General features: G+C 58.5%; 20 protein-coding genes and 2 tRNA genes. 8 read left to right on the top strand and 14 right to left on the bottom strand.

Features of this window, described 5'->3' with window-relative positions:
• The coding region (gene glyA / locus ACR0JA_RS07760) for a serine hydroxymethyltransferase (protein ID WP_480572378.1) at nt 1-821 on the top strand (821 nt) is incomplete at its 5' end.
• Between the two features lie 73 nt (nt 822-894).
• Here the strand turns inward: glyA and ACR0JA_RS07755 are convergent.
• Entirely contained in the window at nt 895-1,269 is a 375-nt protein-coding gene (locus ACR0JA_RS07755) for a hypothetical protein (RefSeq protein WP_480572375.1), read from the bottom strand.
• A gap of 46 nt (nt 1,270-1,315) precedes the next feature.
• On the opposite strand from ACR0JA_RS07755, the gene ACR0JA_RS07750 reads away from it, so the two are divergent.
• Nucleotides 1,316-2,116: an alpha/beta fold hydrolase gene (locus tag ACR0JA_RS07750; protein WP_480572373.1), complete on the top strand. Its 801-nt coding sequence runs from the start codon at nt 1,316-1,318 to the stop codon at nt 2,114-2,116.
• Here the strand turns inward: ACR0JA_RS07750 and ACR0JA_RS07745 are convergent.
• The 5 genes from ACR0JA_RS07745 to ACR0JA_RS07725 all read right to left on the bottom strand — a co-directional run bounded on the left by ACR0JA_RS07745 (nt 2,113) and on the right by ACR0JA_RS07725 (nt 10,875).
• Nucleotides 2,113-2,493, bottom strand: coding sequence for a rhodanese-like domain-containing protein (locus ACR0JA_RS07745; protein WP_480572371.1), 381 nt, complete (start codon nt 2,491-2,493; stop codon nt 2,113-2,115). The two genes, ACR0JA_RS07750 and ACR0JA_RS07745, sit on opposite strands and share 4 nt — an antisense overlap.
• A 67-nt stretch (nt 2,494-2,560) precedes the next feature.
• Nucleotides 2,561-3,901: an HlyD family type I secretion periplasmic adaptor subunit gene (locus tag ACR0JA_RS07740; protein ID WP_480572368.1), complete on the bottom strand. Its 1,341-nt coding sequence runs from the start codon at nt 3,899-3,901 to the stop codon at nt 2,561-2,563.
• Entirely contained in the window at nt 3,901-6,213 is a 2,313-nt protein-coding gene (locus ACR0JA_RS07735) for a type I secretion system permease/ATPase (protein WP_480572367.1), read from the bottom strand. Before ACR0JA_RS07735 ends, ACR0JA_RS07740 begins: the two co-directional genes overlap by 1 nt.
• Before the next feature lie 38 nt (nt 6,214-6,251).
• On the bottom strand, nt 6,252-8,210 hold the full coding sequence (locus tag ACR0JA_RS07730) for a type I secretion protein (protein WP_480572364.1): 1,959 nt from the start codon (nt 8,208-8,210) through the stop codon (nt 6,252-6,254).
• Nucleotides 8,211-8,340: 130 nt separating this feature from the next.
• Nucleotides 8,341-10,875 (bottom strand): beta strand repeat-containing protein, encoded by a 2,535-nt coding sequence (locus tag ACR0JA_RS07725; RefSeq protein WP_480572361.1) that lies wholly within the window; start codon nt 10,873-10,875, stop codon nt 8,341-8,343.
• Nucleotides 10,876-11,491: 616 nt separating this feature from the next.
• Between ACR0JA_RS07725 and ACR0JA_RS07720 the strand changes: the two genes are divergently transcribed.
• Both ACR0JA_RS07720 and ACR0JA_RS07715 read left to right on the top strand, forming a co-directional pair.
• Nucleotides 11,492-12,253: a helix-turn-helix transcriptional regulator gene (locus tag ACR0JA_RS07720; protein WP_480572359.1), complete on the top strand. Its 762-nt coding sequence runs from the start codon at nt 11,492-11,494 to the stop codon at nt 12,251-12,253.
• On the top strand, nt 12,246-12,743 hold the full coding sequence (locus ACR0JA_RS07715; protein WP_480572356.1) for a hypothetical protein: 498 nt from the start codon (nt 12,246-12,248) through the stop codon (nt 12,741-12,743). The genes ACR0JA_RS07720 and ACR0JA_RS07715 overlap by 8 nt, the downstream gene beginning before the upstream one ends.
• Before the next feature lie 91 nt (nt 12,744-12,834).
• Here the strand turns inward: ACR0JA_RS07715 and ACR0JA_RS07710 are convergent, their stop codons facing one another.
• Nucleotides 12,835-13,710, bottom strand: coding sequence for a hypothetical protein (locus ACR0JA_RS07710; RefSeq protein WP_480572353.1), 876 nt, complete (start codon nt 13,708-13,710; stop codon nt 12,835-12,837).
• Between the two features lie 182 nt (nt 13,711-13,892).
• Here ACR0JA_RS07710 and ACR0JA_RS07705 point away from each other — a divergent pair.
• Nucleotides 13,893-13,968 (top strand) — tRNA-Thr (locus ACR0JA_RS07705).
• A gap of 191 nt (nt 13,969-14,159) precedes the next feature.
• The gene (locus ACR0JA_RS07700) at nt 14,160-14,357 is read left to right on the top strand and encodes a hypothetical protein (RefSeq protein ID WP_480572350.1); all 198 of its coding nucleotides are present in this window, start codon (nt 14,160-14,162) and stop codon (nt 14,355-14,357) included.
• 756 nt (nt 14,358-15,113) lie between these two features.
• Here ACR0JA_RS07700 and ACR0JA_RS07695 read toward each other — a convergent pair.
• Genes ACR0JA_RS07695 through ACR0JA_RS07675 form a run of 5 tightly spaced genes read right to left on the bottom strand, consistent with a single transcriptional unit; the run spans nt 15,114 to nt 17,942 of the window.
• On the bottom strand, nt 15,114-16,109 hold the full coding sequence (locus tag ACR0JA_RS07695; protein WP_480572347.1) for an energy transducer TonB family protein: 996 nt from the start codon (nt 16,107-16,109) through the stop codon (nt 15,114-15,116).
• A complete protein-coding gene (locus tag ACR0JA_RS07690) occupies nt 16,106-16,483 on the bottom strand; it encodes an ExbD/TolR family protein (protein WP_480572344.1) in 378 nt (125 codons plus the stop codon). The genes ACR0JA_RS07695 and ACR0JA_RS07690 overlap by 4 nt, the downstream gene beginning before the upstream one ends.
• A 4-nt stretch (nt 16,484-16,487) precedes the next feature.
• The gene (locus ACR0JA_RS07685) at nt 16,488-16,853 is read right to left on the bottom strand and encodes an ExbD/TolR family protein (protein WP_480572341.1); all 366 of its coding nucleotides are present in this window, start codon (nt 16,851-16,853) and stop codon (nt 16,488-16,490) included.
• Entirely contained in the window at nt 16,846-17,511 is a 666-nt protein-coding gene (locus ACR0JA_RS07680) for a MotA/TolQ/ExbB proton channel family protein (RefSeq protein WP_480572338.1), read from the bottom strand. The genes ACR0JA_RS07685 and ACR0JA_RS07680 overlap by 8 nt, the downstream gene beginning before the upstream one ends.
• Entirely contained in the window at nt 17,508-17,942 is a 435-nt protein-coding gene (locus ACR0JA_RS07675) for a hypothetical protein (protein ID WP_480572336.1), read from the bottom strand. Before ACR0JA_RS07675 ends, ACR0JA_RS07680 begins: the two co-directional genes overlap by 4 nt.
• Nucleotides 17,943-18,353: 411 nt before the next feature.
• Here ACR0JA_RS07675 and ACR0JA_RS07670 point away from each other — a divergent pair.
• A tRNA-Leu gene (locus ACR0JA_RS07670) sits at nt 18,354-18,439 on the top strand.
• 218 nt (nt 18,440-18,657) lie between these two features.
• On the opposite strand, the gene ACR0JA_RS07665 is transcribed toward ACR0JA_RS07670, so the two are convergent.
• Nucleotides 18,658-18,927 (bottom strand): DUF2312 domain-containing protein, encoded by a 270-nt coding sequence (locus ACR0JA_RS07665; RefSeq protein ID WP_480572333.1) that lies wholly within the window; start codon nt 18,925-18,927, stop codon nt 18,658-18,660.
• A gap of 156 nt (nt 18,928-19,083) precedes the next feature.
• On the opposite strand from ACR0JA_RS07665, the gene ACR0JA_RS07660 reads away from it, so the two are divergent.
• On the top strand, nt 19,084-19,302 hold the full coding sequence (locus ACR0JA_RS07660) for a hypothetical protein (protein WP_480572330.1): 219 nt from the start codon (nt 19,084-19,086) through the stop codon (nt 19,300-19,302).
• Nucleotides 19,303-19,311: 9 nt separating this feature from the next.
• Here the strand turns inward: ACR0JA_RS07660 and ACR0JA_RS07655 are convergent, their stop codons facing one another.
• A complete protein-coding gene (locus ACR0JA_RS07655; RefSeq protein WP_480572327.1) occupies nt 19,312-19,527 on the bottom strand; it encodes a hypothetical protein in 216 nt (71 codons plus the stop codon).
• Between the last annotated feature and the right edge of the window lie 149 nt (nt 19,528-19,676).

Here is a 19,676-nt window from a genome sequence, read left to right as displayed (position 1 = left end):
ACATGCTGGACTATGATCAGGTCGAGGCGCTGGCGAAAGAGCATAACCCCAAGCTGATCATCGCAGGCGGCTCGGCCATCCCGCGCCAGATCGACTTTGCCCGCATGCGCGAGATCGCCGATATGGTCGGAGCATACCTGCACGTGGACATGGCGCATTTCGCCGGTCTTGTGGCAGCTGGTGAACACCCCTCTCCCTTCCCGCATGCGCATGTGGCGACGACCACCACGCACAAGACCCTGCGCGGTCCGCGTGGGGGTATGATCCTGACCAATGATGAAGATATCGCTAAGAAAGTGAATTCCGCGATCTTTCCCGGCATTCAGGGCGGCCCGCTGATGCATGTGATCGCAGGCAAGGCGGTGGCCTTTGGCGAGGCGCTGCGCCCCGAGTTCAAAAGCTATATCCGGCAAGTCGTGGCCAACGCGCAGGCGCTGTCGGATCAACTGATCAAGGGTGGTCTGGACACGGTGACCCACGGCACCGATACCCATGTGGTGCTGGTCGACCTGCGCCCCAAAGGCGTCAAGGGCAACGCCACCGAGAAGGCTCTGGGCCGGGCACATATCACCTGCAACAAGAACGGCGTGCCGTTTGACCCCGAAAAACCGACCATCACCAGCGGCATCCGTCTGGGCTCCCCCGCCGGCACCACCCGCGGCTTTGGCGAGACCGAGTTCCGCCAGATCGCCGACTGGATCATCGAGGTTGTCGACGGTCTGGCCGCCAATGGCGAGGACGGTAACTCCACCGTCGAGGCCAAGGTCAAGGCCGAAGTCGCAGACCTCTGCGCCAAGTTCCCAATCTATCCGAACCTGTAAGCGGTTGGAAGAAAACGAAAATGGCGTCCTCGCGGGCGCCGTTTTTCGTTATCGGTTCCGGTTTCCGGTCGGCTCAGATAAACCCGCGCCATCGCAAGACGATCAAACCGACCGCAGTCAGCGCCAGCAATCCCAAGGCAAGCGACCCCATAAAGCTCAGAAACCAGCCCCATCGGCGATCCGCCAGATTGATCGCAGTCAGATGAGCCTGCACCTCTTCCGACGCTTTTTCGAGCTTTGGGGTGTCAAGAACCAACCGGAGCTTGGGGTGTTCGGCCATCTTCTCGGCGCGAGCCAACAACAAAGCCTGCTTGTAGATTCGACGCGGCAGACGGCGCTTTGCACGTTTGACCGACTCGGCCAAAGTCTTGTCGCGCAGCCCAAGCTTCTTGCGCAACAGCAGGATTGTCTCGGCAATCCGGGTCTGAATATCGAAATCCTGCGACATCGCGCCTCCTGACGGGGCAATGTACCCTTGAGCGGTGGCCGCGACAATGGGGCTGGTTGTTTCACGCATCGGCGGGTATCACAGCGTCATGCTGAATACGATCCTTCATGGCGACCCGACCGATCAACCACCTTTGCTGATTGCGCACGGCCTCTACGGTTCGGGCCGCAACTGGGGGGTGATCGCGCGCAGACTGTCTGATGAACGGCAGGTTATCGCGGTTGATATGCGCAACCATGCCTACAGCTTTTGGGACCCCAAGCACACATACCCCAGTCTGGCGCAGGATCTGGCCGAGGTCGTTGATGCCCATGGTGGACATGCAGACGTGCTGGGGCACTCGATGGGCGGCAAAGCCGCGATGATGTTGGCGCTCAGGTATGGCCAGAAGGTTCGCAAGCTTGTCGTGGCCGATATTGCGCCCGTGACCTACACGCATAGCCAGATTCAATTCATCGAAGCAATGCGCGCAGTAAACATGGACCAAATCTCCCGTCGTTCGGACGCGGAACAGCAATTGGCCGAATTGGGTGTCGAAAAGGCGTTGCAAAGCTTCTTTACGCAATCGCTGGACGTCAAGGAAAAGCGGTGGTTGCTGAATCTGGATGTGCTGGCCGACCAAATGCCCAATATCATGGGCTTCCCTGCGGTCGATGCCTCATGGGATGGCAAAGCTCTGTTCTTGTCCGGGGGCGCGTCGGACTATGTGTTGCCCGAACACCGCGATCAAATCCGCGCCCTGTTTCCAAACGCGCGATTTGCAAAGATCAACGGCGCCGGGCATTGGCTGCATGCCGAAAAACCCCGTGAGTTCGAAGGCGCGGTTCGCGCATTCCTCAACGCTTAGGACGGGTCAGAAACCTCGCCACCGCTATTGACCCAATCGGTCAGGCCGCCGAGGTTATAAACTTCGACATAGCCCATGTCCTTCAGCAACTTGCCCGCCAAAGCTGCGCGCCCACCGGATGCGCAATACATGACGATCGGTCGATCCCGGCGCAGTTCCGGGTCATGCGACGGCAGGTCGGGGTCAGCGCGAAACTCAAGCATCCCGCGCGAGATGTGATGAGAGCCTGCGGCGCGCCCTGTCCGCTCAAGCTCTGACGCGTCCCGGATGTCGAGCAACAGCGCCCCCTGCCCGATCAGTTCCTTTGCGCGGGCAGTGTCGATGCGTTCGACCGCAGCGTTTGCGGCCTCCATCATGGTTTTGACTGTTGCGGGCATGGGGCATTCTCCTGTTCAGATTTGACAGGATGCTAACATGCAATTTTTGGAAGATGTAGCCGCTGCGTCAATGCTCTCGGAAAGCGCGGGACATGCTGTCTGTTACCGGTTTGGCGATATAGGCCGCAAAGGTCCGTTCCTCGGTCTGGATCATGATCTCGGCGGGCATACCTGGTGTCGGAATGAAACCACGCACCCGGTTCGTTTCATCTGCGGTGAGCGAGATGCGTGCAAGGTAAACTTCTTGAGGAATACCCGCCGCGTCCTCGAGCAGAGAGTCAGCCGAGATATAGAAAACCTCTCCGTACAAAACCGGAGTCGTGCGCTGGTTTAGCGCGACCAGCCGCACCGTGGCCGTTTGACCGGTGACGACACTGTCAATCTCGGTCCGCGGGATCTGCGCCTCGATAATCAGCGGCGCATCAGCGGGCAAAATCTCGGCTATCGGCTCACCGGTTTCAATCACACCGCCGGGCGTATGATGGTGCAGTCGCACCACTGTGCCCGTTACCGGCGCCCGCACAACTGCACGGTCCAGAATGCTGCGGGCCTGACGGGCCTTTTCGCGGACACTTTCAAGATCGGCTTCAATCACGCCCAATTCGTCCAGCGCCGCCTCGCGATAGGCCGACCGGGTGCGCGTGATCTGTTCTTCGTATTTCAGAAGCATTGTGTTCACTTCAGCGGTTTCCGCCTGCAGACGCGCCAACTGGCCTTCGGCCTCGGCCTGTACACGGCGGATCGTGTTCAGATCACCTTTGCGCACGAGGCCTTTTTCAAACAGCGACGCCTTTGTGTCGTATTCTTCCTGCAAAATCTCCGAGCGGCGCTGCATGCTGCTCAGTTGCGCCTCAAAGCCTGTCGCGCGAATGCGCAGCGCCTCCATGTTGCGCGCCAGCAGGGCGATGTCGTTCAGCAACGTCTTGCGCGAGACATCGAAGCTGAGCTTTTGGCTGTCGAGAATTGTCATCACTTCGACGTCATCAGAGGCGTCGATAAGCCCCTGAGAAAAGACCAGCCGTTCCTTTTCGCTGTGTTCTGCCAACAGGCGTTCGGTCATGGCCTGAAGGCGGATTTTACGGATGAACAACTCTCGTTCATTGGCCTCGGCCGAGGTCTGGTCCAGGGTCATCAGGATTTGCCCAGCCTGAACCGCTTCGCCTTCGGATACCAGAATGTCCTCGATAATGCCGCCTTCAAGGTGCTGCACGATCTTGTTGCGTCCGGTGGCCACAAAGCTGCCCTGTGCGATGACTGCCGCCGCCAGAGGCGCGCGGAAAGACCACAGGCCAAAGCCGCCAAAACAGACCACCAGCATCACAAGGCCCAGAACGATCTGCTTATGGATCGAACGTGGAACTTCCGAATACCAAACGGTCGGGTCCTCGACCTTCACCAAATCGGTCATTACTTATCCCCCCCGCCTTTCAACTCGGGCTTTGGTCGCGGCCCGTTGAGCTGTTCCAGCACCTGTTCGCGCTGACCGAACAAGGCAACACGCCCGTCCGTCAGCAGCATGATCTTGTCGACGACGCTCAGCAGCGTCGGCTTTTGCGTGATCACCACAACGGTAATCTTGCTTTCCTTGGCCTGCGAAATCGCCCGGGCCAGGGCCTTGTCACCCGCAACGTCCAGATTCGAGTTCGGCTCGTCCAGTACCACCATGCGCGGGTTGCCGAAGAACGCGCGCGCCAGAGCGATACGCTGTTTCTGACCGCCCGACAGGGGCGATCCGTCAGCCGCCACAACGGTTTCGTATCCCTGCGGCAGCGTCGCGATCATGTTGTGCACATCGGCCAGAACGGCAGCATCGTGAATCTGTTCATCCGTCGCGTCCGAGCGCATGCGGCCGATATTGTCCTTGATGGTTCCCGGAAACAGCTGCACGTCCTGCGGCAGATAGCCGATGCTTTCACCAAATTGGCGCGGGTCCCAGTTGCGGATATCCATCAGGTCCAGCCGCACACTGCCCGAGGTTGGCAGGATCGACCCGACCAGCGTCTTGCCCAACGTCGTTTTGCCCGCACCAGAATTGCCGATGATGGCCAGCGTTTCGCCCGGATTCAGTGAGAAAGAGATACCGTTCAATACGACGCGTTTGGTTCCACCTGGAACATACAACAGGCGTTCGACATCCACACGCCCCTCGGGGCGTGGCAGGCGCAGCTTTTCGAACTGCAAGGCCGAGTTTGACAGCAGATGCTGAATCCGCCCGAACGCGCCACGTGTCAAAAGGAAGGTGTTCCAGCCTTCGATGGACCCCTCGATCGGGGCAAAGGCGCGGCCAGCGATGATCGAGGCGGCAATGACCATGCCGCCGGTGATCTCGCCCTGCAGTGCCAGATAGGCGCCCCAGCCTAGGATACCGATCTGCGTCAGCAGGCGCACGGCGCGCGAGACGGCTGCAAAGATCACGTTCCGGTCCTGTGCCTTGACCTGCCAGGTCAGGGATTGCGCCGTGTCCCGACCCCAAATGCGGACCGCCTCGGGGATCATGGCCAGCGCGTTGATGATCTGGCTGTTGCGCGACATCGAGTCGAGGTGCTGGTTGGCCAGCGACTGCGCCATATTGGCCTTGGCAAAGGGTTTGGCCGTCATTTTCTGGTTGATCAGTGCGATCACCATCAGGATCAGCGCAGTGGTTACGACGATCATGCCAAGCTGCGGGTGGACCAGGAAAATCATTAGGATGAACAGCGGAGCAAAGGGCACATCAAGAAACGAAATCAGTGTGCCGGACACGAGGAACCCGCGCACCTGCTGCAAATCCCCCAAGGTCTGATACTCGCGCCCATTACCGTGCAAGGACGCATGCGCCGCCGCGCTCAAAACCGGTGCGCCGAGACGTGCGGCGACCTCGACCGCGGTGCGCATCAGCATGAACCGACGCACAGCGTCAAACGCCGCTTGAAAGATCACCGCACCGGCCACGATCACGGTCAGCATAACCAGCGTGTCCAATGACCGGCTGGTCAGTACCCGGTCACTGATCTGGAACAGATAAATCGGGATCGCCAGGATCAGAACATTGGTCGCACAGGTCAATAACAGCACGAATGCCAGATTGCGCCAGATCGCCTTGAGCGACGTGCGCAGCGTTCTTTGAAAATCTTCCGGCGGCGTGCGTTTGTGAAAGGTTTGGGGTGGCCCCTTGCCGTCTCCTCCGCCCGACGTCGAGCGGACAAGCGGCTCATTCGCCTTACCTTCGATCGTGGTGCCTATGCTTTTTCCGCCGCCAGACGGCGCAGAGGGGGTCATGCGCGCGGTCGATGGCTTGGCGGGGTCACGATCAGGCTCTTCGGCCTCGGCGGCCACCCCAGTGTCGCCTCCCACATGGTCTTCGTCTTGCGCGGGTCGCGACGATGCGCGCCGAAGGGGAGAGCCGGCGCGCGGTGGTTCAGATCTGTTTGGTTCTGGCTCTGATGGCTGATTAACGAACCTGGTCTGTGCCTGCTCGGCCGTCCCGGTGCCAGACGTCGCCTTCAGCGCCCCGTTCAGAACCGCCTGCGCCTCATCAGAGGCAGCAGCCGCAGGGCATTGCGCGGAATCTGGCACTCGCATCTCCTTGTCCAGACGCAGCCGGGAAATAGGTTTGGCAGCGTCAGCCTTTGAGGACCCGGAAACCAATTCGCTGGGTTTCAGGGCCAAGGGTCCGCCGCCACCGTGCCGGTCTAACGGACTGGCAAAACGGGTGCGGCGTGACGAAAAAACGATCGACATATATGGAACCTTCGAGTCACTCGTAACTTACAGGAAAATCAGGCCAGCATGGTTTGCAGGCCATCGTCGGCGGTCGCCATTTCACCGGGCGTCAGATCGGTACCTTTCGGCCCGATACCGCTTTCGTCGCCGGGCTTGGACATATCCTCCATGATCAGGGCAATCGCCTCATTGGCGATGTCTTCGATCTCTTCGTTGGTTGGCACGTCGAGCAGGCTTGCCTGATGCAGCAACAACTCGGAGAACTCACCATTTGCGGCCATGACCGTCGAGTCGACCCCAGTCTTGGTGATATTGGCCGCGTTCAGCATCGCATTGCTGCCCGCTGTGACTTCGGTCATCGCGCCATCGGGACCCTTCAGGTGGACGTCGTCCTGATCCGCCAGCACCGTTGCCTGTTCGATCAGGTTGACCTGCAACAGATTGCCTTCGATGTTCAGCACCCGCAGTTGCTCCATCCCTGCGAAGGTCGGATCGTTCAACAGTGCCTCCTCCAACGCCTCCATATTCGCCTCGGTCATGTCGAGCGCGGCTGACATGGTGTCGTGCATCTGTTCGTGGACATCTTTGCCGATCGTGCTGACCGATGCCTGATTCATCATCAGGTTTTCGTCGGACCCAGCTTCGGCATCCGCCATGCCGCCGGTGACCACGTCGTCATCCAGCAACACCAGCGACTGCATCAGCATATCGACCGAGATCATGTCGCCGCCGATCATCACCAGATCGTAGTACGAACCCAACTGAATGATGTTGGTCACGTTGACCATGTCGTTGTCGCCCAGCGCATAGAGCGTCGACGTAGCCGAAATCTCGGTCTCGATATGGTCGATATCGGTCGCATCGATGGTCTGTTTGACGAAATTCGTGACGACCAGATCGCCGTAAATCCAGTCGACAACAACCAGCGACGGTTGCTCCTCGCCGCCCGCCTCCTGATCCAGCCAATGCGCCGCGTTCTCGTCAATTGCGATATGCGAGGTCTGTACCACTTTGGTGCCGGATTCGTGCCCCGGCGCACCTTTGTCCATGTCGGAAACCATGGCCACCTGGCTGACAAGCGTCAGGCTGACCGACTTACCGCCCACAGCGATGTAGGGCGCATCCACCCAGGCCACCGTTGCGTTCACCTGATTGATCGCGAGGTTTCCACCGGTGACAACCGAATGACCGTCGCCGAACTGGAACTCGTCATCCTGATCCCACTCGGCTGGCGTCGGATCGGGGGTATCGTCTTCTTCCTCGTCTTCAGACTTGTGATGAGCCGGCAGAAGGTCCTCCCATTCCGGCGCTTCTTCCACGTGTTCCCCATTCACGATGATCCCGAACGCGTCCGCGCCCTGGAACTGGTGGACGACCACACCCTCGACATCCGTGACAAAGGGCGTCAGCATTTCTTCGGCCAACCCTTCTACATAATCCACCGAGTGATAGTCGGAAATTGCATAGGATGGTGCCGAGATCACGTGCAACGAAGCTGCCAGCTCTGCCGCAGCCTCGGCCTGCGCCATCAGCACCTCGGCATCGCGGAAATCGCCCTGCCCCACCGTGTCATTGTCGACCAGCTTTAGGATCTGGAACGTATAAGTCACAGCAGACCCGATCAATTCGGTCACGGATTCAGGTTTTTCCATGATCACGTTGTACTGGTATTCCACACCCCCGAAGGGCTCGCTTTCCGAAAACAGGGGCGCTTGGACAAATGGCATACCGATGTTGATCACCGTCTCTTCGACCGGCCCGCCGAAATATGGCGGAGGCGTCGGATCGTCAGGCGGTGTCATGAATTTGTAGGGGAGCGGCTTGTAAACGCCGGGGTCCAAGTCAAGCTTGGCCTTGATCCGAATTGCAATCGGATCTTCCAACTCTTCCAGTTCAAACTTGCGCCGTTGCGCCGTGAACTCTTCGTATTGATCCCTCAGGCGGGCTTGCTCAATCGTAAGATCAAAGGTTCCAATAAAGTGTGCAATCTTTTCGGTAACACTGTCGAAAGACATGTCAATGATCCTTAACTACCGCCCCGGCAGAAAATTTCCGGTTTGGTTTTGCTGGGCCGAGGCCGCACTGGGCGGCCTCGGCAATTTCAATAAGCCGGGGGCCGGTAATGCGGCCCCCGAAACGCGTATCTTATACGTCGGTGTCGTCGCTCGAGTAGCTCGAGGTCATCGAACCACCAACCATGGTCGTGTCGACATTGTTGCCAAGCACGTTGGCGCCCATAACGATCGACTGGTTGAAGGCCGATGTATCGACCACGGCTGCTGCCGAAGCGTAGGACTCACCGTTGACGATACCGTCGCCACCGTTGTCCGAACCCCAGCTGCCGCCCATGCCACCAGCACCGCCGGTGCCGGAATTCGCGCCGGACGCTTCACCGCCGGTGTTGGTCGCACCGGTGGTCGCACCGCCGGTCGAGCTTCCCATGACGTCGCCACTGGTTCCGCCAGTCGCCGCTGCGGCACCACCTGCGCCACCTGCGCCCGAATACGCGGTACCGGTTCCGGTGCCCGTTCCGGTCGAAGTTGCATCGTTGTCGGAGTCGGCGTCACCGCCATATCCGGCAATCGCTTCGGCGAGGCTTTCCGCGTAGCCGTCATTGGCTGCGTCAGACATCGACTCGGCGTATCCACCGTCACCGGCTTCGTTGGTCGCATCCGCAGAACCTGCGCCGCTTCCTGCCGAGCTTGACGTTGGGTTGGCTGTTCCGCCGTCGCCGCCGGTACCTTCGGCTGTCGACGTACCGTTGCCTTCAGCGTCCGCAGAACCGTCTGTCGTGTTGGTTCCACCGTTTCCACCAGAGCCATCGGGCGCCTGCCAGTTCGAGGTCATGCCGTCAATATCACCAGGTGTCTGAGCGATAACCGGTCCGGCCGCTGTCTGGTCGCCGACACCGCTTGCGTCTGCGTCCGCGTCAGCCTGGCCACCACCTTGGCCGCCATCACCGGATCCACCGGATCCGTCGCCGCCATCACCGGCACCACCGGGACCGTTGCCGCCGTCACCGGATCCACCGGTTCCGTCGCCACCGTCGCCAGCACCGCCAGGTCCGTTGCCGCCGTCACCGGATCCACCGGTTCCGTCGCCACCGTCGCCAGCACCGCCAGGTCCGTTCGCGTCACCAGCGGTTCCACCACCACCAGTGGTCGGATCAGGATCGGCTGCGTTCAGGCCAAGACCCAGAAGCTGCGCCTGAGCTGTCGCGGCTTGTGCGTTTTCCAAAGTACCGGACGTACCGCCATTGCCGGTTCCGCCGTCACCCGAACCACCAGGTCCGTTGCCGCCGTTTCCGGTTCCGCCGTTACCGTTGCCGCCGTCACCCGAACCACCCGGTCCGTTGCCGCCGTTTCCGGTTCCGCCCGATCCGTTGCCGCCGTCGCCCTGGCCGCCATCACCCTGGCCACCATTGCCATTGCCGCCGGATCCGTCATTGGCGCCCAGCGCACCCGCGCCGGCCAGTCCAAGACCGATGTTGCCACCTGCGGACGAGTCATTCGCCTCGTTGGTGCCTTGGCTTGTATTGTCGGCGTTTCCGCTGGAATCCGCGTCTCCGTCACCACCATCAGCGTTGCCGTTCGAGGCGTCGGTTCCGGCCAGTCCCAATCCCGCTGCAAGCGAGCCAGAGGCGTTGTCACCGCCACCCGCATCACCTTCGGCATTCGAACCTGACAGTCCCAATCCCAGACCAAGACCAATAGATCCGGCGTCGCCGCCTTCACCACCGGTTGATTCTGAGTTTGCACCGGCTACGCCAAGGTTGACCGCGCCGGAGTCGTTATCGGCGTTACCGCCGGTTCCGCCCGAGCTGTCACCATCTGCGTGCGCTCCGGAAAGTCCCAGACCGACGCTGGTATTGTTCGCGTTGCCCGAGGCCGCGCCATTACCACCCGAGGCTGTTCCATCGGCATGCCCCGACTCTCCGCCAAGAGCAAACGAATGGCTTCCACTGGTATCACCAGCCGCGTCGCCACCATAGCTGGTGCCGCCATTTCCGGAATCACCACCATCTGCGTTTACGTCGATGCCATCTTCAGCATGCGCTTCGCCGCCAGTCGCGTTGCCGCTCTGATTGAACTCACCTTCGTTGTGAACGGTTGCTTCGCCGAGCCAGTCATTGTCTTCCAGCGACGCCATCTGATGGTTGATCGCCGAGAAGTCATTGCCCGGTCCGTCCAACGAGATATCAAGGTTCAGGTCATCGCCGGGATCATAATCAATGTCATTCCCAGCGGTGATGACATCACCATTTACATCGCCGTTGTTGTCGATATCCACATCGACCTTGTCATCGTCGCGCGGGATCCATTCACCACCACCAAAGTCGATGTCGACGGTTGCGGTGTTGGTGTTGCTGTCATCGCCACCATTGGATTGAGAGTTGCTGTCGTTTCCACCGTTGGTGTTGCTGTCGTTGCCACCGTTGGTGTTGCTGTCGTTACCACCGTTGGTGTTGCTGTCGTTACCACCGTTGGTGTTGCTGTCGTTGCCGCCATTGGTGTTGCTGTCGTCACCTTGCTGCTGCTGTTGCTGCTGCTGTTGTGCGTTCAGGTCATCAACCACCAGAATGTCTTCTTCGACCTCGGGTACTTCTACAACGGGGTCCTGATCGACTTCGCGGCCATCATCTCCGGTTGGTGTCACGGCTGTTAATCTGCGATCTGACATAATAATTTCCACTCATCTTCGAGCACCGGGCCACCATTCATCTACAAAGCGACATGCGGTGCGGTTGAAACAAAATTTTCCGCAACAAGCAGCGGACCATGCGCTTGTGCGGCAGAGTTTTTTCCTTATCGGTCTGTCACCCCCTTTCTCGGCCAAGCCGACAACGTGACCGCCTGAGAATCGCGAAAATGCGCGGAACGCGGGCACGCTAGGAATTACGTCGCTTCGCAAAATGAAGCCCGATCATGGTCGCAGTGGGGTTGTGGAATGCATAGCTGGCCGAAAGCATTAAATTGGGCAACATTATGACAAGAAAAGAGTTTTTTCTTGCGCCCCCATTTTTGACGCATTTTCCGCTATCGGCCCAGGCCAAAAGAATTAACGTAAATATATCTCCATATTTTCAACCACATACAGTCTGTCAGCGCATCGGAACCTGATCGAAAGTTCTATGCCCAAACGGTCAGTCTCTTGCGGCTGTATTGCTGAAATCTGCACTTTAAGCTATCATTGACCACAGTTTAGAATGTTTCGGTTTTCGTATTGCACCGCCAAAAGTAGCACCAGAATCCTACTGAATTTAATGGGCGGCGCAGGTTTTGGTGAGGGTGGATCAATGAGCTTCTCATTGAGTAACGATGTTCGTGAAGAAATGAATTACCCCGAAGAATTGTCGATCGTATTTTTTGGAAAAGAGCTTTTTTATTCAAACCAAACTCTACGAAGTGTCCAAAGCGAATTCGGGGTGCAGGCCCTGCGTTTTGAAGCACTGGAAAAGTTCCTGTCCAACATCGCCGAGACCGAAGCTTCCGGCCACATAGTCGTTGTTGATCAGATGATGCTTGAGGATCTCCTGAACCGACCGGCAGAGTTCGTGCGGGCGGCGGATTCCGGATGTCTGGCGTTTGCCTATCGCAAGGAAAGCTCGGCTCGGTTTCTGTTTGAACACTGGGACCGCGCGCAGTTCGGGGATATCGGATACCTTCCGATGAATGTAGCCCCGGATGTTTGGCGGTCGATCCTGCGATTGCTGATGCACGAAGAACTGCATCTGCCGAGCTTTCTGGCCGACTGCGTTCCGGTCGTATCAGAAACTCCCAAGCAACCGCCCGCACAGCGCCAGCCCGTCCCTGCCGCGCAATCGCGCAACATGCCTTTGTATTCCAAGCTGACCAAGCGCGAGAAACAGGTCTTGCGCCTGGTTTCGCAGGGCGAAAGCAACAAGACCATCGCGTCAAAGCTCGGCATAACCGAACATACGGTCAAGCTACACATGCACAATGTCTCTGGCAAAATCGGCGTCAGCAACCGGACCGCTGCAGCGCATTTCTATTTTGAGGTCGCCCCCGACGACATTCACGGCCCCGGCCTTGACTGAGCCCTTTGAATCCCGGTTCGATCGCCTGATCCTGTTGGTCGGGCGATTGAACTATATGTGGACCAATACCGAAAGCCTGCTGATCCACTTGATCGCAGGCCTGACCGGGGCCAACAAAGATGTGGCAGTTATCATCTTCCTGACGCTGAACACCACCCGAGCGCGGATTGACCTGGTCGAGCGATTGGCAAAGATGGACGGTCGCCCCGCCGATATCCGTGATCCGATCCTGGACCATACTCAGCGCCTCTCGCGCCTGTCATCGGTTCGCAACAAATACAATCATTGCATCTATTCCTTTGACCCGGAAAGCGGGAACCCCAAGACCATCCTGATGCGCATCGCAGATCGCAAAACCGGGATCAAGCTGGGGCGCGAAGACACCGTGGACGAACAGGCCATGCATGAGATCGAGGACGTGGTCAAACAGCTCTCGGACGCCAACCGGGACATATGGCAATTGATCAGGGACTTGAACTTTCCGGTCTGAGGTCCTGACCCGTTCGTGCTCAAACCGGCGATGGAAACAGGCCTCATTCGATCACCATGTCCACGGAAAGATCGATTTCGGCCAGTGTCTCTTAGGGTCCGAGAAACCGAATATCGGGCATGGTTTGCAAGACACCCAGATCCTGCTCGTAGAGTTCGGTAAAGGCGGCGACGATGTCCTCGTTCCATCCTGGCAGGTCCAGCTCTTCCTCAATCGCGTCCGGCAGGGCATGGTCTTCGAATATCCGAGCAAGCTCGCTCCGGCTCTCGGGATCGCCGGGCGAAATCTGTTGTTCGATCAACGCCTCAATACTTGCCTGCCCTTCCGGTGACACCAGCGAATTGAGCAAGGCAAACTCACCGTTCACGGCCGCATCTTCGGGCAGCCCGATCATGGCCCGGGCAATGTCGCCCCAAATCAACGGAGTATCCTCGTCGCACCACAGTGTAATTTGCACATCGGGCGCGAGATCACGAATGTTATCGATCAATGTCAGCCAACTGAGGCAACTCAAATCGGTTTGTGCCAGAACTCGTTGCCGCTCGGATTCGGACTGGGCCATCAGCGCCTTCGGAATGAAACTGCCCGGGTTGCGCAGGCCTAAAAACAGTTCAACCTGCATTTCGTCGAACACATCTTCCAAGTAAGCGATCCGTTCGCCGGCGGCGGGATAAAACTGCCCATCCATGATCGACGTCTGAATCGGGCCCAGATACCCGGCGTTTGACAGGATGGCACGGTCGACCGTTCGGTCCTTTGGCATGAGGCCCAGAAAGCTCTTGCGCGCATTGTGCAGCATCGGACCCGGCTCTTGCGCGTTCAATACCTGCCTGAACTGCCGCCGGAACACGCGCGCACCCCAAACGGCGGCATTGCGGGCGACCATCGCGTCAGCGTTGGCCCGCAACAGGCCAAAAAGCCGGTCCTCGTCGGTAAACGCAACACCAGCATGGATGACGACCTGCATGTTCCGATTTGCCCTTGTATTCTGACGCGTTCAATCGGGGTTACATCCTGATAAAGACGCAGTCAAATGACCCATTGCCGAGCCCGCGTGTCTTGCCCCCTTACAGAGGCTCCTCCCAGCTACCCCTTGAACGAATTTTCGGGCTTGCAGTTCCGATGCCGAAACAGTAATCGACTGCCAGTGCCCCTATAGCTCAGCTGGTAGAGCAACTGATTTGTAATCAGTAGGTCCGCGGTTCGAGTCCGTGTGGGGGCACCACTTCATCTGACTCAACCGTCACAAACAACAATTTGCTGGAGCCCTGCGTTGCTTGAGTGGGCTTTCCTTAGCGGTTTGCATTTCAGCCCGCCTTGAAAAGCGATGGATGATTTCAGCACCCTGTTGTCTCTGAGCGTACAGGTTTCAGCAAAACCGGCTATACTGACCATTATCCGAAAAAGGAGAATGCGATGCTTTATCCACTGGCGACACTCGAAGCTGACAAGCTCAATGCTGTTCGGGCGTTGGAAAAAGAGATTGGCAGCCCGGTTGTTGCGTTCACCGCTGTCGACGCGAATACAGCTCATCTGCCGGACAACCAACTTCGAAAGTTGCAGGCTTTGGAGAGTGAGCTAGACGTCGTTCTCGTGGCGGTAGGAACCAACTGAACTGCCAATACGGTTGTTGTCGCCACCCGCTTCTGACAGTCCACGGGCCTCGTCAGATGGTCTTTCTAGGGCCCAACCGGCATGAGGTCCTCGGTTTGGTGCCGTCGAACGTCAGGTCAAATTAATGGCCGGATTCGGACGCCAAGCTTTGGACTTGCAAACACGCAAGCAGCAAGATCCTGTGCATTTTGGTCGTGTCACTGTGACGCGACCACATCCAATGAGGCCGTCCCAGAGATCGGTGCGTCGCAGTGGGGCAACAAAAATTTGTTGCAGTCCGGCAATGGTTTCCCCGCCAAAAACAGTGAGTTTCCAAGAGAATCATGGACACAATTTCGCCATAATGCCACTCTGTCGGTGCGGGCGGCATGTCCAGATTTTAGTATGTACTGGTTTTTTAACTAGCTTTAGAGGGGGTTATGAGTACGACGTGCCGCCCCACCGCATCGGAATTTCACCGAAAAACCTGTGGACTGGCGAGTAATCGCGCATCGTTATCCCCTGCAAAGTGCGTCTTTGCGCGCAAAGATTTAATCAAACTGTCACAATTCAACCATGCCCTCGGGTTACCCAGCGGATACGGCGCGTCTGGGGATGTCTGACGATTTTCTTTGAGGGGGTACGAGTTCGGCGCGTCGTACCACTCCTCCGTCAAAACGAAACCGCCAAGTGTTCGGACTGCTCCGCAGGGGCCCAGCGGTTTGGCTGATGGAACTGCCCGCCCTGCACTTCGCTGCAAACCAGATAAGCGCCGGGTCAGTTGATACGATAGAAAAACGACAGCTTACGGCTGACGCCGCCGGGCGGGCGTGGAAACGGGGCGGCGCTACGAACCTGTTCCTTGGCGGCCCTGTCGACCTCGGGAGAACCGGAACTGTCGACGACATCGACCCAAGCCAGGGTTCCGTCGGGATTTATTTCGAAAAAGATCTGCGCAAACCCGCTGGCGGCCACATAGACGATCGGTGCGCGATTCAGGTGTACCAGAACCTCGCCTGCATAGTTTGTTTCGTCCGAATTGCCGGGCCCCCGCCCCCCTGCTCTCGATGAACTGTTGCGGGTCGAGAACGCATCGGTGCCGTCCTTCTGATATTGCGCCAGTGGCGAAACCACCGTGTTCGTCGGATTGCGAAAAATTGCGAATTCATCCTGCGGCTCGTCCGACGCATCGCTTGTTGGCGGTGCCGGCCTTTGCTCGGGCAGACGGGGGCGTATCGAGGCGGTGACCGCCAGATCGGACTCTTCGGCGGCCGATGGATCCTGCTCGGCCGAAACAGTCGGGAGAGGTGGTTCGGCCGTGGACTGGGCAATTGCCGGTGACTCGGTCGGCGCTTGCACCGGGCGCGTCGGTTCAGGCGGTTCAGCAGTGGCTTGCTCACTATTCTCGGACGGTTCATCGCCTTCGGTCACGTCTGGTTCCTGCGCGTTCGGTCGAATGATCGCTGATGCTCCGGTATCCGGCGCATAGACGCGCTGTGGGTCGGGCGATGCGACCTTGGCGTCGCTGGTGGGCGTCTCCGAGCGCTCGGGTTCAGGTGGCGGGTCCGGCTGGGTCGCAGGCTCTGGCTCGTCTGGCTCGGGAACCGGATCCGCGAAATCCTCGAACGCGGTCGTCAGTTCGACCGAGCCGGATCGTTGCGGATCAATAGGTTGATGCGTCAGGTTTGGCGCGGTGAACGTCAGCCCAAGAAAATGCAAGCCCAGCGAAAGCACGATGGCCAGCGCCGCAACAAATGCAGACTTGCGGATCATTCCAGCGCCTGCCGGGTGACCAGAACTATGGATTGCGCGCCCGACGCCCTGAGCTGAGCGGTCACTTCGATCAGTCGCGGACCAAGAGCGTTGCGATCAGGCACTATGCGGACCGGCCCGCCTGTATGACGGGCCATATAGGTTTCAGCGTCAATCGCCTTACCCTGATAGCTGAGCATGCCGTCGCGGTACAAAACCAGCGTATCGGGCGGTTCGCTGCCTTGCAGGTCGCGCGTGTCCACCAGTTCAAGATCGGGGTCCAGAGGGGTGGCTATGGTGCCCGCGATCAGGAAGAAGATCAGCATCAGGAACACGACATTGATCAGCGGGATCGTCGAGTCGCGTTTGTGGCGGGGTCGGGCATAGCGGATCATCTGGTCACTCCAACACTGTGACCGTCAGGCTATCCTGCCCGCGCAAGCGCACCAGCAGATCCACCAGACGTTGGGCGGTCGTGTCGGCATCCAGGCTCACCAGAACCTGCCCGGCTTCCAGTTCAGCTTCCAGGTCGTCCAGCATCACGGCAACGCCGTTCAGAGACAGCCGTTCGGTCCCAAGCTGCACGAAATATCGATCCGAAGGTTCGGAGGTTGCGGACGAACCGGCGGCGGCCTGGTTCAATTCGATCTCTCCGAACCGCGAAAACGTCGAAGACAGCATGAAGAAAAGCAACAGCAAGAAAATCACGTCGATGAGCGGAGTCATCGACAGAGGACGGCGGACGAAGGGTGCTGCTTTACGCATGCTCGGGCGTGGCTGCCGCGCCACTGACGCCACCAACAGGTGTAAGCGCCTGACCAGGCACCAGAACTGTCCGCAGCGCCTTGTCGGCAAAGACCCTTTCGCGTGCAGTACGGCTTTCCAGCCAGGACAGAACCATCGACGTTGGCATGGCCACAGCCAGCCCTACTGCAGTGGTGACCAGTGCGACCCAGATCCCCCCGGCCAGCACTGATGGGTCTACCGAAGATCCGGCCGACTGAAGGCTTTGAAAGGCGTTGATCATTCCAAGGACAGTGCCAAACAGACCCAACAACGGCGCAAGCTGCGCCACAGTGTCCAAGAGGCGAAAGCCGCGTTCCAGACCGGCCAGTGCTAGCCCGGCCTCGGCATCCAACCTGTCATCCACGCCAGGCACATCCGCTGCATCCATCGCGGCACCGACGATGGGGGCGAGGTAACTGCTGCTTTGGTTCAGTCGCACGCGGGCCGTTTCATGATCCCCCGTATCCCAAGCGGCCAGTGCTTCGGACAAGACGCGATGGCGACCAACGCCGCAGGCCGCGAATTGCCACAGCTTGTACAAGGTTACCGCCAGGGTCAGAACCGACATCACGATCAGGATCGCCACCACCGGCCCGCCAAGCGCCAGTATTTCGCGGAGGGCTGCCAAAGGGTTCATCCCAATAACTCCAATTCGACCCGGCTGCTCGGCGTCAGCGCCTGCTGACACAGGGCGCTGTCCGCGCTTTCGACGGTGCATTTGTTTGCCCCGTTGATCAAGACACGCCCGATTGAGGAACACGATCTGTCCGCGAGGCTGTACTGACGCACCCTTGGCCTGCCCGCGGGAAGATCGCTGAAATCATAGACCGCAAGGTTCAGAAGGCTGCCGTCGGAGTCAAAGAAAACAAATTCGAAGTGGGCGCTTTCGATCGACACGCCGGTTTGGTTCTGAACCAGAAAGGTTAGCTGGCACGATCCGTTGACGTCCTGCGCGGTGTTGAGTTCGACCAACAGCCCGGTTGAGGGACCCTGGGCTGTCTGTGCCGTTGCCAGCGACGGCAGCGCACCAACCAACAGAGAGCCAAGGATGAGGTTTCGTAACTTCATGGACGGGTCCCTATTCTCATGCCTTGATCGATGGGGCCGGTTGGCCTTTTGCGGTTCCCTTCTCTCTAACCCAGTCAGAAACTGCGTGAAAGAGTGGTCGATTTCGAATTCAGTTGGAGCGACAGATACGTCAGGACGCGCGAATTTCAAGCCGGGTGCGATGGGGAATTGTTGTCGCGGCCACAAGCCAAAGCCATATAGGCACTCACGAAACAAACGTCTTCGCTACTGTATTCCAACGCGGCAAGCCCGTTTCGTATCACCAGATACCTGCTTCAGAGTATTTCGGGGGCGTTTTACTGGATGACCTGTCGGACAGAAATTCCTGCGTTTCCACCCGCAAAGCGCATTGTATTCATGATCTTGTGGCCGTATGGAGATTTCTAGGCCCAAAATAGGCCCGACACGTACGCCCGCGTGGTGGAATGGTAGACACAAGAGACTTAAAATCTCTGGGCCGGAAGGCCGTGCCGGTTCGAGTCCGGCCGCGGGTACCACAAAATCAATGAAACCGGACCGACGACCAGACGAGATAAAGTTCGCGCGCTTGCTCGGCCGCGTCTGACAAGACACTGCCAATGGCAACGCCAACGCGGCGACCCATCAGATCGCAGCGGCTAGGCGCGATAAGCTGCAACTTCCTCTTTCAAGGTGTTTACGTTCTCGAACAAAGGTACAGAAACGACGATCGTGGGCCTTGTTGGCAGGATCACCTTTAGGTCATACCCAAGGCTTCTTTATACATTTCGATAACGGCCTCTTGCTCGGCAATGTCATCTTTGTCGCGTTTTCTCAGCGAGATAATGCTGCGCAGCGCCTTCACGTCGTAGCCGCGCGCTTTACTCTCGGAATAGACTTCCTTGATCTGGTCCGCGATGTCCTTCTTCTCCAGTTCTAAACGCTCAATACGCTCGACAAACTGGCGCAGTTCGCCTGCGGTCACGCGATAATTTGCGGCGGCCTGATCTTCGGTGATGTCTTCCATCTGCGTCTCTCCCAAGGCTAAAATACGATGCGGGCAAGGTGCCCGGATACATCGCCGTTGCACTGGGTGCAAGCGTGCATTCCCGCCGCCGGGCTTGTGCCGCTGGAAGCGATCCGTTAAGCGCGGTGCACGTTCTGTTTGTGTCCGTGGGGAAGCATGTTCGACATTATCGTCTGGGGCGGAGCCGCCCTGTCGCTGGCCGGGCTGGTCGGTCTTGTCTGGTGCATCCTGCGCGTGATCAGGGCGCGCAAAGCCGGGTTGTCGGATGATGAACTGCGCGCCACAGTACAAGGCGTTCTACCCTGGAACATGGCGTCCTTGTTCTTGTCTGTTCTGGGGCTGATGCTGGTCATCCTTGGCATATCCTTCGGATGACCAACCTGTTCAGACGGGCATATTGTCGAACTGAGCCTCAATCGCGTCTTCGTAAAGCGCCGCATCCAGCTGACGCAGACGCGAGGGGACCTGAACGCCGCGGGCGCGCATGGCACCGATAACCTGGCTGACGTTTGGTTGCAGGGCCAGACGCGTATCCATACAGGCACCCTTCAGCTTTCGTTCAAGCTTTTCCGCCTCAAAATAGAGATCCTGAGCTGTCATCTGCTTCCTCCCAATTGGTGCTACAGTGCCAGATATAGGTAACGGGATTAAGACCATCATGCGGTTTCATGAATGTCTCATAATTTCGCGGGTTGTGCGGCGGGAAATCGCCAATGTCTTGCGCTTTGGTTAAACGTTACGCAAGATTT

This window comes from Ruegeria sp. AM4, from assembly GCF_056540665.1.
Note: the sequence above shows the minus strand (reverse complement) of the source record. Positions and strands in the feature narration are given on the sequence as shown.

What these genes read in the sequence shown, in the direction of transcription:
- ACR0JA_RS07685 (WP_480572341.1), bottom strand. Translation starts at nt 16,853, where the DNA reads ATGCGTAAAGCAGCACCCTTCGTCCGCCGTCCTCTGTCGATGACTCCG.
- ACR0JA_RS07680 (WP_480572338.1), bottom strand. Translation starts at nt 17,511, where the DNA reads ATGAACCCTTTGGCAGCCCTCCGCGAAATACTGGCGCTTGGCGGGCCG.
- ACR0JA_RS07745 (WP_480572371.1), bottom strand. Translation starts at nt 2,493, where the DNA reads ATGCCCGCAACAGTCAAAACCATGATGGAGGCCGCAAACGCTGCGGTC.
- ACR0JA_RS07720 (WP_480572359.1), top strand. Translation starts at nt 11,492, where the DNA reads ATGAGCTTCTCATTGAGTAACGATGTTCGTGAAGAAATGAATTACCCC.
- ACR0JA_RS07675 (WP_480572336.1), bottom strand. Translation starts at nt 17,942, where the DNA reads ATGAAGTTACGAAACCTCATCCTTGGCTCTCTGTTGGTTGGTGCGCTG.
- ACR0JA_RS07755 (WP_480572375.1), bottom strand. Translation starts at nt 1,269, where the DNA reads ATGTCGCAGGATTTCGATATTCAGACCCGGATTGCCGAGACAATCCTG.
- ACR0JA_RS07710 (WP_480572353.1), bottom strand. Translation starts at nt 13,710, where the DNA reads ATGCAGGTCGTCATCCATGCTGGTGTTGCGTTTACCGACGAGGACCGG.
- ACR0JA_RS07655 (WP_480572327.1), bottom strand. Translation starts at nt 19,527, where the DNA reads ATGACAGCTCAGGATCTCTATTTTGAGGCGGAAAAGCTTGAACGAAAG.
- ACR0JA_RS07750 (WP_480572373.1), top strand. Translation starts at nt 1,316, where the DNA reads ATGGGGCTGGTTGTTTCACGCATCGGCGGGTATCACAGCGTCATGCTG.
- ACR0JA_RS07740 (WP_480572368.1), bottom strand. Translation starts at nt 3,901, where the DNA reads ATGACCGATTTGGTGAAGGTCGAGGACCCGACCGTTTGGTATTCGGAA.
- ACR0JA_RS07700 (WP_480572350.1), top strand. Translation starts at nt 14,160, where the DNA reads ATGCTTTATCCACTGGCGACACTCGAAGCTGACAAGCTCAATGCTGTT.
- ACR0JA_RS07730 (WP_480572364.1), bottom strand. Translation starts at nt 8,210, where the DNA reads ATGTCTTTCGACAGTGTTACCGAAAAGATTGCACACTTTATTGGAACC.
- ACR0JA_RS07665 (WP_480572333.1), bottom strand. Translation starts at nt 18,927, where the DNA reads ATGGAAGACATCACCGAAGATCAGGCCGCCGCAAATTATCGCGTGACC.
- ACR0JA_RS07735 (WP_480572367.1), bottom strand. Translation starts at nt 6,213, where the DNA reads ATGTCGATCGTTTTTTCGTCACGCCGCACCCGTTTTGCCAGTCCGTTA.
- ACR0JA_RS07660 (WP_480572330.1), top strand. Translation starts at nt 19,084, where the DNA reads ATGTTCGACATTATCGTCTGGGGCGGAGCCGCCCTGTCGCTGGCCGGG.
- ACR0JA_RS07725 (WP_480572361.1), bottom strand. Translation starts at nt 10,875, where the DNA reads ATGTCAGATCGCAGATTAACAGCCGTGACACCAACCGGAGATGATGGC.
- ACR0JA_RS07690 (WP_480572344.1), bottom strand. Translation starts at nt 16,483, where the DNA reads ATGATCCGCTATGCCCGACCCCGCCACAAACGCGACTCGACGATCCCG.
- ACR0JA_RS07695 (WP_480572347.1), bottom strand. Translation starts at nt 16,109, where the DNA reads ATGATCCGCAAGTCTGCATTTGTTGCGGCGCTGGCCATCGTGCTTTCG.